This window comes from Buttiauxella cochleicola, assembly GCF_021283185.1.
GTDB classification, from domain to species: Bacteria; Pseudomonadota; Gammaproteobacteria; order Enterobacterales; family Enterobacteriaceae; genus Buttiauxella; species Buttiauxella massiliensis.
The window spans coordinates 320891-336443 of the sequence record NZ_JAJSOS010000002.1 but is presented as its reverse complement, the minus strand read 5'-3'; the positions used below and the strand labels follow the sequence as shown (position 1 = coordinate 336443).

14 protein-coding genes, 1 pseudogene and 1 other annotated feature are annotated in these 15553 nt (G+C 49.8%); of the genes and pseudogenes, 10 read left to right on the top strand and 5 right to left on the bottom strand.

Going from position 1 to position 15553, the window contains the following annotated elements; all coding sequences use genetic code 11:
* Positions 1–173: 173 nt before the first annotated feature.
* Positions 174–425, top strand: coding sequence for a YciN family protein (locus tag LVQ76_RS04490; RefSeq protein ID WP_034455430.1), 252 nt, complete (start codon positions 174–176; stop codon positions 423–425).
* Positions 426–476: 51 nt separating this feature from the next.
* On the opposite strand, the gene sohB is transcribed toward LVQ76_RS04490, so the two are convergent.
* The gene (gene sohB / locus LVQ76_RS04485; RefSeq protein ID WP_232921091.1) at positions 477–1526 is read right to left on the bottom strand and encodes a protease SohB; all 1050 of its coding nucleotides are present in this window, start codon (positions 1524–1526) and stop codon (positions 477–479) included.
* 260 nt (positions 1527–1786) lie between these two features.
* On the opposite strand from sohB, the gene LVQ76_RS04480 reads away from it, so the two are divergent.
* Together LVQ76_RS04480 and cobO are read left to right on the top strand one after the other, a co-directional pair.
* Positions 1787–2548 carry a YciK family oxidoreductase gene (locus tag LVQ76_RS04480; RefSeq protein ID WP_232921090.1) on the top strand — a complete coding sequence of 254 codons (762 nt, stop codon included), beginning with the start codon at positions 1787–1789 and terminating at the stop codon, positions 2546–2548.
* The gene (gene cobO / locus LVQ76_RS04475) at positions 2545–3135 is read left to right on the top strand and encodes a cob(I)yrinic acid a,c-diamide adenosyltransferase (RefSeq protein ID WP_232863629.1); all 591 of its coding nucleotides are present in this window, start codon (positions 2545–2547) and stop codon (positions 3133–3135) included. Before LVQ76_RS04480 ends, cobO begins: the two co-directional genes overlap by 4 nt.
* Positions 3136–3170: 35 nt before the next feature.
* Here cobO and rluB read toward each other — a convergent pair whose 3' ends face one another.
* From rluB to rnm, 3 genes are all read right to left on the bottom strand, one after another.
* A complete protein-coding gene (rluB, locus tag LVQ76_RS04470) occupies positions 3171–4055 on the bottom strand; it encodes a 23S rRNA pseudouridine(2605) synthase RluB (protein ID WP_064511633.1) in 885 nt (294 codons plus the stop codon).
* Between the two features lie 95 nt (positions 4056–4150).
* Positions 4151–4771, bottom strand: a complete 621-nt coding sequence (locus LVQ76_RS04465) for an L-threonylcarbamoyladenylate synthase (protein ID WP_034455425.1) — start codon at positions 4769–4771, stop codon at positions 4151–4153.
* Positions 4772–4782: 11 nt separating this feature from the next.
* Positions 4783–5694 carry an RNase RNM gene (rnm, locus tag LVQ76_RS04460; protein WP_370639815.1) on the bottom strand — a complete coding sequence of 304 codons (912 nt, stop codon included), beginning with the start codon at positions 5692–5694 and terminating at the stop codon, positions 4783–4785.
* A 118-nt stretch (positions 5695–5812) separates the two neighbouring features.
* Positions 5813–5910, top strand: a sequence feature (Trp leader region).
* A 22-nt stretch (positions 5911–5932) separates the two neighbouring features.
* Between rnm and LVQ76_RS04455 the strand changes: the two genes are divergently transcribed.
* From LVQ76_RS04455 to trpA, 5 genes are read left to right on the top strand one after another with little or no spacing between them, the layout of a single operon-like run.
* On the top strand, positions 5933–7495 hold the full coding sequence (locus LVQ76_RS04455) for an anthranilate synthase component 1 (RefSeq protein WP_232921089.1): 1563 nt from the start codon (positions 5933–5935) through the stop codon (positions 7493–7495).
* Positions 7495–9090, top strand: coding sequence for a bifunctional anthranilate synthase glutamate amidotransferase component TrpG/anthranilate phosphoribosyltransferase TrpD (gene trpD / locus LVQ76_RS04450; protein ID WP_232903487.1), 1596 nt, complete (start codon positions 7495–7497; stop codon positions 9088–9090). The genes LVQ76_RS04455 and trpD overlap by 1 nt, the downstream gene beginning before the upstream one ends.
* Positions 9091–9093: 3 nt before the next feature.
* Complete coding sequence (gene trpCF / locus LVQ76_RS04445) at positions 9094–10455, top strand: bifunctional indole-3-glycerol-phosphate synthase TrpC/phosphoribosylanthranilate isomerase TrpF (RefSeq protein ID WP_232921088.1); 1362 nt, start codon at positions 9094–9096, stop codon at positions 10453–10455.
* A 7-nt stretch (positions 10456–10462) separates the two neighbouring features.
* The gene (trpB, locus tag LVQ76_RS04440; protein ID WP_034457050.1) at positions 10463–11656 is read left to right on the top strand and encodes a tryptophan synthase subunit beta; all 1194 of its coding nucleotides are present in this window, start codon (positions 10463–10465) and stop codon (positions 11654–11656) included.
* A complete protein-coding gene (gene trpA, locus LVQ76_RS04435) occupies positions 11656–12465 on the top strand; it encodes a tryptophan synthase subunit alpha (protein ID WP_151993622.1) in 810 nt (269 codons plus the stop codon). Before trpB ends, trpA begins: the two co-directional genes overlap by 1 nt.
* A gap of 48 nt (positions 12466–12513) precedes the next feature.
* Here the strand turns inward: trpA and ompW are convergent, their stop codons facing one another.
* The gene (gene ompW / locus LVQ76_RS04430; RefSeq protein ID WP_232921087.1) at positions 12514–13146 is read right to left on the bottom strand and encodes an outer membrane protein OmpW; all 633 of its coding nucleotides are present in this window, start codon (positions 13144–13146) and stop codon (positions 12514–12516) included.
* Between the two features lie 259 nt (positions 13147–13405).
* Between ompW and LVQ76_RS04425 the strand changes: the two are divergent.
* A pseudogene (locus tag LVQ76_RS04425) lies at positions 13406–13729 on the top strand (type 2 periplasmic-binding domain-containing protein); the annotation flags it as partial.
* A gap of 278 nt (positions 13730–14007) precedes the next feature.
* A complete protein-coding gene (locus tag LVQ76_RS04420; RefSeq protein ID WP_232921086.1) occupies positions 14008–15531 on the top strand; it encodes a DUF1254 domain-containing protein in 1524 nt (507 codons plus the stop codon).
* Positions 15532–15553 lie beyond the last annotated feature (22 nt).

The following is a 15553-nucleotide window of genomic DNA, read 5'->3' as shown; positions in this document are numbered from 1 at the left end:
TGCGAAAGCGTCACACTCTACCTGATAAAATGAGTTACGCAACTTTATTAGCATGCAGCTCCGATTCCTACCAGCACACTAAACTGATTAAATCACCTTAGGTTTACTCAGGAGATATTGCCCTTTGCAGTATAGCGGAAGTACACTACTGCCAGTTTTTAAAGGAGGAAATCATGAAACCGACCACTCAACCTATCGATAAACAGTCGCTAATTATTGAAGCCAACAAAGTTATCCGTGCCCATGAAGATTTCATGCATGGAATGGAAGCAACTGACGTCGAACAAAAAAACGGGGTGCTGGTATTCAAAGGTGAATACTTCCTTGATGAGCAAGGCTTACCTACCGGTAAAAGCACCGCCGTATTTAATATGTTTAAACATCTTGCGCATGTATTTGCTGAAAAATATCACCTGCAAGACTAAACAAAAAAACGAGGCCAAAAGGCCTCGTTTTTAATTACGCGCTGAATTTGATTACAACAGTGGTTTTTCCCCACGCTGCCACCAGCGTAGCAAAAGATTATCAAGGCTATTTGCCGCACTACCGGTAAAACGGTCCATCATTTTTTTACGGCGCGTGTAGTGAACGTTGATCACTTCGCGGTCTTTCATCAGATTAATCAGCAAATCATCACTGGTGCTCACTGCATCGACCAAACCTTTTTCTAAAGCTTGAGTGCCGTACCAATGTTCACCTGTCGCCACGGAATCAATATCTAATGATGGGCGCATATCATGGACAAACTGCTTAAACAGCTGATGGGTTTCGTTGAGGTCTTCACGGAATTTCTCGCGCCCCTGCTCGGTGTTTTCACCAAACAGTGTCAACGTACGTTTGTACTGCCCGGCAGTATGCAACTCAACATCTATATCATTGCGTTTTAGTAAGCGATGGAAGTTTGGAACCTGTGCGACGACACCAATCGAGCCAATAATAGAAAACGGAGCAGCGACGATTTTGTCAGCCACACACGCCATCATATAACCACCGCTGGCTGCTACTTTATCCACAGCAACCGTCAGACGTACTTTGCTGTCGCGCAGACGCTGTAATTGCGATGCAGCAAGCCCGTAACCATGAACAACACCGCCAGGACTCTCCAGACGCAGCAGAACCTCATCTTCGGGCTTCACTACGGCCAATACTGCGGTTATCTCTTCGCGCAGGGAAGTAACCTCGTGAGCATCCATACTTCCTTTAAAATCCAATACATAAAGTGTTGGTTTGCCAGAAATAACCGTTTCACCTCGTTTAGCGCGTGCTTTTGCTTGTTTCGCTTCGAGTTTGTGTTTTTTCTTTTGAGCTTTATGCCAGAGTTTTTGCTGATGGCCATCAAGCCTTGCCACCTGCATTTCTTCCTGCATTTCCTGGTATTGTTCACTTAAATTGGTGAGACGCAGCTCACCTCGCTGATGTCTTTTGCGACCGGCAACATTCACAATAATCGTGACAAGAATACCAATAGCCGCAACGACCGTGACAATTTTCGCCAAAAACAACCCATAGTTTGCAATCAGATCCACGCTTTCCGCCTTCCATTCAGAGCATTAAATATCTATCACCCAGTGTAACCGAGCCGTGATTCTACGTCTGTAAGCAACTATAAATGCTGCGAGCCCTCTTCCTGAATGCCTTTAGCAAAATGAAACTTTTGCAAAATGTTAATCAAAGGTATTGTCTCCTGTTGCCTGATTGAAATAACCAGTCCTTTCAGGCATAAAGCCTAAAGGTTATAAATCCGAGAAATAAGACGTGAGCAAAAGCATCGCGCGAGGAGTTGAAAGTGCACTATCAACCGAAAACAGATTTACTGCAAAATCGCATCATTTTAGTCACCGGCGCCAGTGATGGTATCGGACGGGAAGCCGCCTTAACTTATGCACGTTATGGTGCAAACGTCATTCTGCTTGGCCGCAACGAAGATAAGCTGCGTAGAGTCGCCGATGAAATCAACACCAGTAATGGCAGCTTGCCGCACTGGTTTACTTTGGATTTTTCCAACGCAACACCTGAAGACTGTCATAACCTTGCGCATAAACTTTCAGGGCTAACTCCGCGCTTAGATGGTGTACTGCACAATGCCGGTATCCTCGGCGATATTTGCCCAATGGATGAACAAGATCCGCAAATATGGCAGAACGTGATGCAGGTAAATGTTAACGTCACCTTCTTCCTGACTCAGGCATTGCTTCCTTTATTACTCAAATCTGATGCCGGTTCGTTAGTCTTCACAAGCTCAAGTGTAGGCCGCCAGGGACGTGCGGGCTGGGGTGCCTATGCGGTATCAAAGTTCGCCACCGAAGGGATGATGCAAGTGCTGGCGGAAGAATATAAACAACATAATTTGCGCGTCAATTGTATAAACCCCGGTGGTACACGTACTGCAATGCGTGCTAGCGCATTTCCCACAGAGGATCCTGATAAGCTGAAAACGCCACGGGACCTCATGCCGCTCTATTTATGGCTGATGGGCGATGATAGTCGTCGTAAAACAGGCATGAGCTTTGATGCTCAACCCAACCGTAAACCAGGAATTTCCGAATGAGTGAAGATCGTTACCAGCAGCGCCAACAGCGCCAAAAAGAGAAAGTCGATGCTCGCGTCGCTGCAGCACAAGATGAACGCGGTATTTTGATTGTCTTTACCGGAAACGGTAAAGGGAAAACAACAGCGGCTTTTGGCACTGCAACCCGTGCCGTTGGCCACGGTAAGAAAGTCGGTGTGATCCAGTTTATCAAAGGCCAGTGGCCAAACGGTGAACGTAATCTACTAGAACCACTGGGTGTTGAGTTTCAGGTTATGGCAACTGGTTTTACCTGGGATACTCAAAACCGTGAAACTGATACCGCAGCGTGTCTGGAAGTGTGGGAGCATGCAAAGCGTATGCTGGCAGATGAGTCACTGGATATGGTTCTCCTCGACGAAATCACCTATATGGTCGCCTACGATTACCTAGTTCTTGAAGAGGTGCTGGCGGCGCTTACACAGCGTCCTGCAAACCAGACGGTTATCGTGACCGGGCGCGGATGTCATCGGGATATTCTTGAAGTGGCGGATACGGTGAGTGAGTTAAGGCCGGTCAAACATGCCTTTGATGCAGGCGTTAAAGCGCAAATCGGTATCGATTACTAGATAAAAAAATCCCCTCGTCAGAGGGGATTGATGTATTAACTGGAGCGTCCACCGCGACGGCCACCACCACTACCCGTGGTTTGCGTGTGGCGTTTCACCGCACGACGAATCTGGTTCGCCTTCATGCGGCGACGGTCTTTTTCTACCGCCACTTTGCTTTCTGTCTCTTCCTGCAACTCTACCAATTTACGCAGGTAGTTAGTTTGCCCCAGATCGAGTTCAGTGTAACCACCACGTGGCAGGCCTTTCGGCAACTGGATGTCACCGTAACGCACACGAATCAGACGGCTAACCTGGACACCTACTGCTTCCCAGAGGCGGCGCACTTCACGGTTGCGGCCTTCAGTCAGAGTAACGTTGTACCATTGGTTAATGCCTTCACCACCGGTAAATTTGATGGTTTTAAACGCGGCCGGGCCATCTTCAAGCTGCACACCACGACCCAGTTGCTTCACTTTGTCGTCGTCAACTTCGCCGAACACACGTACTGCGTATTCACGCTCTACTTCGCGACTTGGGTGCATCAGGCGGTTTGCCAGCTCACCGTCAGTTGTGAAAAGTAATAAACCACAGGTATTCACATCCAGACGACCGACCGCAATCCAGCGCGCACCGCGCAGTTTTGGTAAACGATCAAATACGGTTGGACGCCCTTCCGGGTCATTACGCGTACACAATTCGCCTTCTGGCTTGTAGTAAGCCAACACGCGGCAAATCTGTTCTGCAGATTCTTTAATGGAAATCAGGTGACCATCAATACGGATTTTCAGGGCCTGTGTTACTTCAACACGATCACCTAATTTGGCAACTTTGCCATCCACACTGACACGGCCGGCAGAGATAATGGTTTCAATCTCACGACGGGAACCATGGCCTGCACGGGCCAAAACTTTTTGTAACTTTTCGCTCTTATCGCTCATTGAGCTTCCTCGGGTGTCGCCTTCACAGGCGTCGAATTGGGATAATGAAGCATGTCAGCCCCATTTTAGGCCGCACAGTATAGCCGCAGACGCACTTATAAGAAAGGCTTAGCGTCACCGGCACCTTCGCGGATAACAACAGGTGCATCCTCAGTTAAATCAACAACCGTTGTCGGCTGCTGCCCAAGGTAACCACCGTGGATAACTAAATCGACAACCTTTTCGAGACGGTCCTTAATTTCTTCTGGATCTGACTCGGTAAACTCACTGCCTGGCAGCATCAGCGATGTCGATAACATCGGTTGGTCCAGCACTTCCAGCAACGCCAATGCTATCGGGTTAGAAGGAACGCGTAAGCCAATCGTTTTACGCTTTTCCTGCAACAAACGGCGCGGAACTTCTTTGGTGCCTTTGAGAATAAAGGTGTAATTACCTGGCGTATTATTTTTGATTAAACGAAACGCCACATTATCAACAAATGCATATGTTGAAAGCTCGGATAAATCCCGGCACATCAACGTAAAATTATGTCCATCAGGCAAATGACGGATGCGGCAAATGCGCTCCATTGCCGTTTTATCTTCAAGTTTACAGCCCAATGCATAACCCGAGTCGGTTGGGTAAACGATAACGCCGCCCTTACGAACAATTTCAACTGCCTGGTTAATCAGACGCTGTTGCGGGTTATCCGGGTGAATATAGAAAAATTGACTCATACGACTGCCCTCTATTTTGCGATGTGGCCGACATCCCAATTCTGCCAAACAGGTACTACGCCTGCAGGCAGCCAGAGCTTGCGCCCAAGCTCGATCCACGCGCAAGGCATATGGAAATCTGAGCCTTGTGACGCCAGCAAATTAAATTGCTGTGCGTAACTCGCAAGTTGGGTGCGCTCATTGGGAGCTTGCTGGCACTGCGCGACTTCCATGGCATCGCCACCATTTTCGGCAAAGTGCGCCAGCAACCTTTTCAGCCATTTAGCACTCAGGTCATAACGGCCTGGATGCGCCAGAACCGCTTGCCCGCCAGAATGATGAATGACATCAATAGCTTGTTCTATTGTACACCACTGTGGCGGAACGTAACCGGTTTTCCCCTTTGCGAGATATTTCTTAAACACATCAGCCATGGTATTGGCCTTACCACACTCCACCAAGAAACGCGCGAAATGCCCGCGAGTCACTTCGCCACCATTGGCATGACGCATTGCGCCTTCAAGTGCTCCGGGGATATGTGCTTTTTCCAGGCGTTCTGCGATTAATGCTGCTCGCTGAACACGGCGCTCACTTTGCTGGGCAAGAAACTCAGCTAATTGCGGATTGTGCTCATCTACACCTAGTCCAACAATATGTATTTCATGGTTTTCCCAGATGGTAGAGATCTCAACGCCACTAATTAAACGCAGTGGCAATTGCAGGCGTGATACCGCTTCCCTTGCAGCAGCAATTCCGGCTACTGTGTCATGGTCTGTTATTGCCAGAATGCCAACACGCATTTCAACGGCTCGTTGTACTAACGCCTCGGGCGTTAGCAGGCCATCTGACGCGGTGGTATGGCTATGTAAGTCGTAAATCACCGCTAGTGTTGGTTGGCTCAAAATAACTCCGGGTGTGTTAATAAAATGAAAAACGCCGCTCATGATAACGATTTTCCTTCATAACTAAAAATCGCTATTGACTTTGATTCATCGAACTAGTTAACTAGTACGCAAGTTCACACGAGAAAGGTATCTGATAATGAAAGCGATAATCCGCATGCACAGCTGGTGGCGTACTTCCTGATAACGGGCAGTGTCATCGCTATGGCTGAAATTCAGCCCAGATACCAGGCCCGCCAATGAAGCGGGCTTTTTTTTGAACAAAATATGAGAGCAAAAAATGCAAACACAAAAACCAGCGCTCGAATTACTGATTAACGACGCGCCATATCGTGATAACCCAACAGCCGTTTTCCACCAGCTGTGCGGCGCTCGCCCTGCGACCTTGTTACTCGAATCAGCCGATATCGACAGCAAAGACGATTTAAAAAGCTTGCTGTTAGTCGACAGCGCGTTGCGCATTACCGCTTTAGGTGACACCGTCACAATTCACGCCCTTTCAGAAAATGGTGCCTCACTGCTTCCGTTGCTGGATGCGGCTTTACCTAGCGGCGTAGACAATAAACATTCTCCACAAGGCCGTGTACTGCGGTTCCCGGCGGTGAGTTCCCTTCTGGATGAAGACGCGCGCCTGTGTTCGCTTTCCGTTTTTGACGCCTTCCGCATTATGCAGGAATTGGTCACCGTGCCGGAAAACGAGCGCGAAGCGATGTTCTTCGGCGGCTTGTTTGCATACGACCTGGTGGCAGGATTTGAAGACTTGCCCGAACTCAAGCAAGACAACAACTGTCCCGACTACTGTTTCTACCTGGCAGAGACGTTGCTGGTAATCGACCATCAGAAAAAACACACCCGCATTCAGACGAGCTTGTTCACCCCGTCAGCATCAGAAAAGCAGCGTTTGATTCAACGCACTGCGCAACTGAGCAAGCAGATGGAGCAAGAGCCCGCACCACTGCCAGTACAAAAAGTCGAGCGCATGACCTGCGAATGCAACCAGAGCGATGAAGAGTTTGGCGATGTGGTGCGCAAAATGCAGAAAGCGATTCGCATCGGTGAAATTTTCCAGGTGGTGCCGTCACGCCGTTTCTCGCTGCCTTGCCCTTCTCCGCTGGCCGCCTATCAGACGCTGAAAAAGAGCAACCCAAGTCCTTATATGTTCTTCATGCAGGATAACGATTTCACGCTGTTTGGCGCATCCCCTGAAAGCTCGCTGAAATACGACGCCGATTCCCGCCAGATTGAAATCTACCCGATTGCCGGGACTCGCCCACGCGGTCGCCGTGCTGATGGTTCGCTTGATCGTGACCTCGACAGTCGCATTGAGCTGGAAATGCGTACCGACCATAAAGAGATGTCCGAACATCTGATGTTGGTTGACCTGGCGCGTAACGACCTGGCGCGCATTTGTACCCCAGGCAGCCGTTATGTTGCCGACCTGACTAAAGTTGACCGCTACTCCTTTGTGATGCACCTGGTTTCCCGTGTGGTTGGCGAGCTGCATAAAGATCTGGATGTGCTGCACGCTTACCGCGCCTGTATGAACATGGGCACGCTGAGCGGTGCGCCGAAAGTTCGCGCTATGCAGTTAATTGCCAAAGCCGAAGGCGTGCGTCGCGGCAGTTACGGCGGTGCCGTGGGTTACTTCACCGCGCACGGTGATTTAGATACCTGCATCGTTATCCGCTCCGCCTACGTCGAAAACGGCATTGCCACCGTACAGGCTGGGGCTGGCGTGGTGCTAGATTCCGTACCGCAGTCCGAAGCTGACGAAACACGTAACAAAGCCCGCGCTGTACTGCGCGCTATCGCTACCGCGCATCATGCACAGGAGATTTTCTGATGGCTGACATTCTGCTGCTCGATAATATCGACTCGTTTACCTATAACCTGGCCGATCAGCTGCGTGCTAACGGACACAATGTCGTCATCTACCGTAACCATGTTCCAGCACAGACCTTAATTGAGCGTCTGGAAACCATGGACAACCCGATACTGATGCTCTCACCAGGTCCTGGTGCGCCTAGTGAAGCGGGCTGTATGCCTGAACTGCTGACGCGTCTGCGTGGCAAATTGCCGATTATCGGTATCTGCCTCGGTCACCAGGCGATTGTCGAAGCGTACGGTGGCTATGTCGGCCAGGCGGGAGAAATCCTGCACGGTAAAGCGTCGATTATTTCTCATGATGGCGAAGCAATGTTTGCTGGTCTGCCTAATCCACTGCCGGTTGCGCGTTATCATTCACTGGTTGGCAGCAACATTCCGGCGGGTTTGACGATTAACGCTCATTTCGATGGCATGGTGATGGCAGTTCGCCACGACGCTGACCGCGTGTGTGGTTTCCAGTTCCATCCGGAATCAATCCTGACCACGCACGGCGCGCGTCTGCTGGAACAAACGCTCGACTGGGCGCTGCTGAAGTTAAAACAAGCCAACACGCTGCAACCGATTCTCGACAAGCTGTACAAAGCACAGACGCTGAGCCGTGAAGAAAGCCACCAGCTATTTGCTGCGATTGTGCGCGGCGAGCTGAAGCCAGAACAACTGGCTGCGGCGCTGGTCAGCATGAAAGTTCGCGGTGAGCATCCCAACGAAATTGCCGGTGCCGCGACTGCAATGCTTGAAGCCGCAGCGCCATTCCCAAGCCCGGATTATCCGTTTGCCGATATCGTTGGCACCGGCGGCGACGGCAGCAATAGCATTAATATTTCCACCGCCAGCGCCTTTGTGGCCGCCGCTGTGGGCCTGAAAGTCGCCAAACACGGTAACCGGAGTGTTTCCAGTAAATCTGGCTCTTCCGACTTACTGGCCGCGTTTGGTATTAATCTGGAAATGAGTGCTGAAGCGTCCCGTAAAGCACTTGATGATTTGGGCGTCTGTTTCCTGTTCGCACCGAAATACCACACCGGTTTCCGCCACGCGATGCCTGTGCGCCAGCAGTTAAAAACCCGCACCTTGTTTAACGTGCTCGGACCGCTGATTAACCCGGCTCACCCGCAAATGGCGCTGATTGGCGTTTACAGTGCAGAACTGGTGTTGCCGATTGCCGAAACCCTGCGAGTCCTGGGTTACAAACGTGCGGCGGTGGTACACAGCGGTGGAATGGACGAAGTTTCTCTGCATGCCACCACGCAAGTTGCTGAGCTGCATGACGGCGAGATTAAAAGCTACCAACTGGAAGCGACTGACTTTGGCCTTCCCGCTTATCACCAGGACCAGCTTGCAGGCGGCACACCGGAAGAAAACCGTGACATTCTCAGCCGCCTGTTACAAGGTAAAGGAGAGACAGCTCATGAGTCCGCTGTAGCGGCAAACGTCGCAATGTTAATGCGCCTGCATGGGCAAGAAGATCTTAAAGCGAACGCACAACGAGTGCTGGAAGTACTGCGCAGCGGTGCTGCGTATGACCGGGTTACTGCGCTGGCAGGAAGAGGATAAGTCATGCAGGAAACAGTATTAAAGAAGATCGTCGACGATAAGGCGATTTGGGTTGAAGCACGCAAGCAACAACAACCCCTGGCAAGTTTCCAGAACAACATCGTACCGGCAACACGCAATTTTTATCATGCTCTGCAAGGTGCCCGTACAGCCTTTATTCTGGAGTGTAAAAAAGCCTCTCCATCTAAAGGCGTGATTCGTGATGATTTCGACCCGGCGCGTATTGCTAATGTTTATAAACACTACGCTTCCGCCATTTCAGTATTGACTGACGAGAAATATTTCCAGGGCAGCTTCGATTTCCTGCCAATTGTCAGCAGCATCGTCACGCAGCCAGTATTGTGCAAAGACTTTATTATCGACGCGTATCAGATTCACCTGGCGCGTTTTTATCAGGCCGATGCCTGCCTGCTGATGTTATCGGTACTCGACGACGAACAATATCGCCAGCTCGCTGCCGTTGCGCACAGCCTGAATATGGGCGTGCTGACCGAAGTGAGTAATGAAGAAGAATTGGAACGTGCGATTGAGCTGAAAGCAAAAGTTGTCGGTATCAATAACCGCGACTTACGTGATTTATCCATCGACCTCAACCGTACACGCCAATTAGCGCCGCGATTAGGCCATGGCGTGACGGTCATCAGCGAGTCCGGCATCAGCAATTACGGCCAGATTCGTGAACTAAGCCATTTTGCCAACGGCTTCCTGATTGGCTCCGCCTTAATGGGCGAAGACGATCTCAATGCAGCGGTTCGCCGCGTCACATTAGGCAATAACAAAGTTTGCGGCCTGACCCGTGCGCAAGATGCTCGCGCCGCCTATGAAGCGGGTGCCATTTATGGCGGCCTGATTTTTGTGCCAACCTCACCGCGCTTTGTCAGCGATGAAACCGCCGCAGCGGTTATTGCTGGCGCGCCACTGAAATATGCCGGTGTGTTCCGCAATACTCCGGTTAATGAAGTCGTGCAAAAAGCTGAGGCGTTCTCGCTGAATGCCGTTCAACTGCATGGCGACGAAGATCAGACGTACATCGACGAGCTACGTGCCATCCTGCCTGCGAACGTGCAAATCTGGAAAGCACTTAGCGTTAAAGAGAGTTTACCGGCGCGTGATTTAAACCACGTCGACAAATATCTCTTCGACAATGGCCAGGGCGGTAGCGGGCAAAGCTTCGATTGGTCACTCCTGGCAGGCCAGAATCTGGACAACGTGATTCTGGCTGGCGGACTGGGTGCGGATAATTGCATAGAAGCAGCGAAAACGGGCTGCATCGGTTTAGATTTCAACTCAGGTGTCGAAAGCGCACCGGGTATTAAAGATGCTAACAAGCTGGCTGCCGTCTTCCAGACGCTGCGGGCTTACTAAGGAAAATATCATGACTTTACTTAATCCCTATTTCGGTGAGTTTGGTGGCATGTACGTGCCACAAATCCTGATGCCTGCACTGCGTCAGTTAGAAGAAGCTTTTGTAGCCGCACAAAGCGATGCTGAGTTTCAGGCTGAATTTAACGACCTGCTAAAAAACTATGCCGGCCGCCCAACGGCACTGACCAAATGTCGTAACCTGACAGCTGGCACCAAAACCACCTTGTATTTAAAACGTGAAGATTTACTGCACGGCGGCGCACACAAAACCAATCAGGTTCTCGGCCAGGCGCTGCTTGCTAAGAAAATGGGCAAAACTGAAATCATCGCCGAAACCGGTGCCGGTCAACATGGCGTGGCTTCCGCATTAGCCAGCGCCCTGCTCGGCCTGAAATGTCGCATTTATATGGGTGCAAAAGACGTAGAGCGCCAGTCGCCGAACGTGTTCCGTATGCGCCTGATGGGTGCTGAAGTGATTCCTGTGCACAGCGGTTCTGCCACGCTGAAAGATGCCTGTAACGAAGCATTGCGCGACTGGTCTGGCAGTTATGACACCGCGCATTATATGCTCGGCACCGCAGCAGGCCCACATCCATTCCCGACCATCGTGCGAGAGTTCCAGCGCATGATCGGTGAAGAAACCAAAGCGCAGATCCTTGAAAAAGAAGGCCGCCTGCCGGATGCGGTTATCGCCTGTGTGGGCGGTGGGTCTAATGCAATCGGCATGTTTGCCGACTTTATCAACGATGCCAAAGTCGGCCTGATTGGTGTTGAACCAGCCGGGCACGGCATCGAAAGTGGTGAGCACGGCGCACCATTGAAACATGGCCGTGTTGGCATCTATTTCGGGATGAAATCCCCAATGATGCAAACTGACGAAGGCCAGATTGAAGAGTCTTACTCTATCTCTGCTGGTTTGGATTTCCCGTCTGTCGGCCCTCAACATGCGCACCTGAATAGCATCGGTCGTGCAGATTATGTTTCGATTACCGATGACGAAGCACTGGAAGCATTCAAAACGCTATGTCGTAGTGAAGGTATTATCCCGGCGCTGGAATCTTCCCACGCACTGGCTCACGCGTTGAAAATGATCAAAGAGAACCCGGAAAAAGAACAGCTGCTGGTGGTAAACCTCTCCGGCCGTGGTGACAAAGACATCTTCACCGTTCACGACATTCTTAAAGCGCGAGGGGAAATCTAATGGAACGTTATCAACACGCATTTGAACAGTTGCAAGCTCGTGGTGAAGGCGCTTTTGTTCCCTTCGTTACTCTGGGCGATCCGTCGCCAGAGCAGTCACTAAAGATTATCGACACACTGATTGAAGCGGGTGCAGATGCGCTGGAGTTGGGCATTCCCTTCTCCGACCCGCTGGCAGATGGCCCGACCATTCAAAACGCGGCTCTGCGTGCTTTTGCCGCTGGTGTCACACCAACGCAGTGTTTCGAAATGCTGGCCGTTATTCGCCAGAAGCACCCGACGATTCCGATTGGCTTGTTGATGTATGCCAACCTGGTGTTTAGCCGTGGGATTGATGAGTTTTATGCGCTTTGCGAGAAAGTGGGTGTCGATTCTGTATTGATTGCTGATGTGCCAATCGAAGAGTCTGCGCCATTCCGCCAGGCAGCGATGCGCCATAACGTCGCACCAATCTTCATTTGTCCGCCAAATGCAGATGACGCGCTGCTGCGTGAAATCGCGACCCATGGCCGTGGTTATACCTACCTGCTTTCTCGTGCCGGTGTCACGGGTGCAGAAACGCGCGCCCAGTTGCCGCTGCATCATCTGGTAGAAAAACTGACTGAATTTGGTGCCGCACCATCACTTCAGGGCTTTGGGATTTCTGAACCATCGCAGGTGAAAGATGCCATTGACGCGGGCGCTGCGGGTGCAATTTCTGGCTCAGCGATCGTGAAGATTATTGAGAAGAACCTTGATAAGCCTGACGTGATGTTAAGTGAGCTGAAAGCGTTTGTTCAGAGTTTGAAAGCTGCGACAGTCGCAGCCTAAGTCGACAAAAGGCCGGAGCAATTCCGGCCTCTTTTCATCACAAATACATTAAAAACGATAACCTGCCGAGAACATAAATACCCACGGGTCAATCCGCGTCTTGATATTCTGCTCTTCACCACCAGCTTTAAACTTCACTTCAGTATCGATATCCATATACCAGACGGACATGTTCAACAGCCAATTATCGTTGACCATATAATCCAGCCCAACCTGACCCGCAGCCCCCCAGGAATCTTTCACGCTAAGATCGGTTAAGCCTGCATCTTTGCCAGTCTGATTAAAGTCGGTATCAAAAAAGGTGGTGTAGTTAATGCCGGCGCCAACATACGGACGCACTTTGCTTTTCGCATCACCAAAGTACCACTGTGCCATCAGTGTTGGCGGCAGTTGGCGAACAGTAGCCAGATCACCTGTCGGACCTAAACCAACACGGTGGCGAAATGGTGTAGCCGCAAGCAACTCGATGCCGATGTTATCGGTCACCATATAGTCAAATGTCAGTCCCAGTTGGGTATTGTTGCTGACGCTAAAACCGCCCATGCCAAGCACATTGTCAGAGCCTTCAGTTGGGCGAACGGTTGCTGAACCCGCGCGCATGAAGAATTCCCCTTGTTGATGCGCCAATGCTTCGCCAGATAAACAGGTTAATGCAAGTAACGCCACAGACAACTTTTTCATAGCCCTCTCCTTGTTATGGTTTTATAAGCGGGCTGAATATACTCAATTTTGGGTACAAGTTGATCTAACACCGATCACACTTCGCCGGGTAATTTAACATTTAATGATCTGGATTAATTTTTCGCATTTTGCTTAAAGTCGTAACTTTGGTGTAGTTTGATCCATAACCCGAGATAATCTGGCTCGGTAATATTATTTAGAACCAAAATACAAAATGGGCAGTACTGTTCAGTAACAGTGCTGCCCATTTGTCTAAGATGTGATGAATTATCGCTTTATCACCAATAACCGCATCCTCCCTTTGATGCTGGAAGATAAAGGTGAGCAATTAACCGTTGAGATGCCAGGACAACTTATTAGCAACGATATTGATGTCATGGCTGACGGAATACGCAGCGGTCTGGGAATAGGAAGAATGTTTGAGCCGGTGTATGAATTGCAGCCCGATAAAGAGCAATTTATCCCGGTGATGACGCCTTACTGGAAAATCTATCCACCGGTTAATCTTTACTATTTAAAAAGCACCGGCAAGGCAAAGCGAGTCAAGGCACTGATTGATTTCTTAATAATGAAAACAAAATAATAGTCATCAACATAACCTGTCTTAACATGCGCGGTCGCTTGTTGCGCTAGCTGAATGAAAGATGCGCTGATGTATTTTCTATCATTTATTAAAATTTAAAATTAAATACATTTTTTAAATTATCCCATTATTTTGGGGGGGCATTGTGCAATGCTTAATACTCAACAGACATTGTGGAGCAGTTTTTTGAGGATATCTTCTGCAGTAAGTTAAACCTCGATTTCCAGCTACACTGAACTATAAATTTATCTTAGTTCATCATTTGTTTAAGGGATAACATGGCTTTAACGCGCAGAGAGTTTTATAAATTCGCTCTGGGATCGGTGGTCGGTTTAGCCGTCCTCAGACAATCTCCCTCAGTGCTTGCGGACTCACGTCCACTACAAATCACCTTAAAGCATGGAGCAGGAGATAAAGGGGAAACTCTCGGTGGTCTCCCTCCCGCTAACTCCATGTGTTCGGTCACTGACTTTGATTATCAACTTAAGTATCAGCGCGCTTTCGAAGCGGTGTTGTGCTACATGCCTGCGGTAGCGATTTACAGTTTTCGCCGCGCAGCATTTGAAAATTTGGGGCTAAAGGATAATGACATAATCGCTTACTCAGCCCCGGCAACACCCAAGCTTGAAGCCATTACCGCGAACAGCACTACACCTTACATCACCGCTTTTACCGACTTGCGCAACGGGCCGGTTGTTCTGGAACTGCCCGCAGCGGGAAGCGATGGCAGTCTGTACGGGCAGATAGTGGATGCCTGGCAATTCACCATTGCCGACGTTGGCCCGGCGGGGCTTGATAAAGGCAAAGGGGGCAAGTTTTTATTAACTCCGCCAGGCTATAAAGAGGCGGTACCACCGGGTTATATCCATATCCCGTCGCCTAATTACCGCGTTGCTTTCGCTTTCCGTTCTGTACCTGTTGCAGGCAAAACTTCGCAAGATGCCTACCATTATTCAAAACGCCTGCGGATGTACAATTTATCGCAAGCGGATTCACCGCCCACGCAGCGCTTTGTCGATCCCATCAATGACCGTTACCCGACGCTGCCCTATTACGATGAGCGGCATTTCAAAGATTTGCATGCAATAGCCAGCGTAGAGCCTGTCAGGGAACAGGACAAAATCATGATGGGCATGCTTTCTTCTCTGGGAATTCATCAAGGCGAGGCTTTTAATCCTGACGAGAAAACCACCAAAGCATTACGCCAGGCGGCCATTGATGCCTGGTTTTACCTGCAAAACTGGTTCGATAATATTCCCAAAGACAAGCTGTACTGGCCGGACAGGCATTATGCGTCTCTGCTGATGGCCGATAAAAATAAAACATTCACCTTCGTCTACGACGATAAGACCGACATTATTGAACGGGCCGCAGAGTATTTCTGGTGTACTTATATGCCGAAAGAACTGACCGACTCTCCCGCGACGCAATATCTGATGTCGATGACTGATAAGAATGGAAACCTGCTCGAAGCGGGTAAGCTATATAAAATTAATATCCCTGCAAAAATGCCGGTTAAACAATTCTGGGCATTAACCGTTTATAACCGCGACACCATGTCCTTTATTTACAGCCCATCAGAAAGAACCACCTTGTCGTCGTATGACCTGGAAAAAATGAAAACAGAAGCCAATGGCAGCGTCGATATTTACGTCGGGCCGCAAGCGCCTCAGGGGCTGGAAAATAACTGGATTCCCACCAGCGGGAAACGTCCATTACCCGCGATGCGTTTTTATGGCCCAACGGAAGAATTAAATAATAAAACGTTTAAGTTGAATGACTTCGAGTTAGTCAGCCTGTGATTCATGTGAAAACCAGACATGA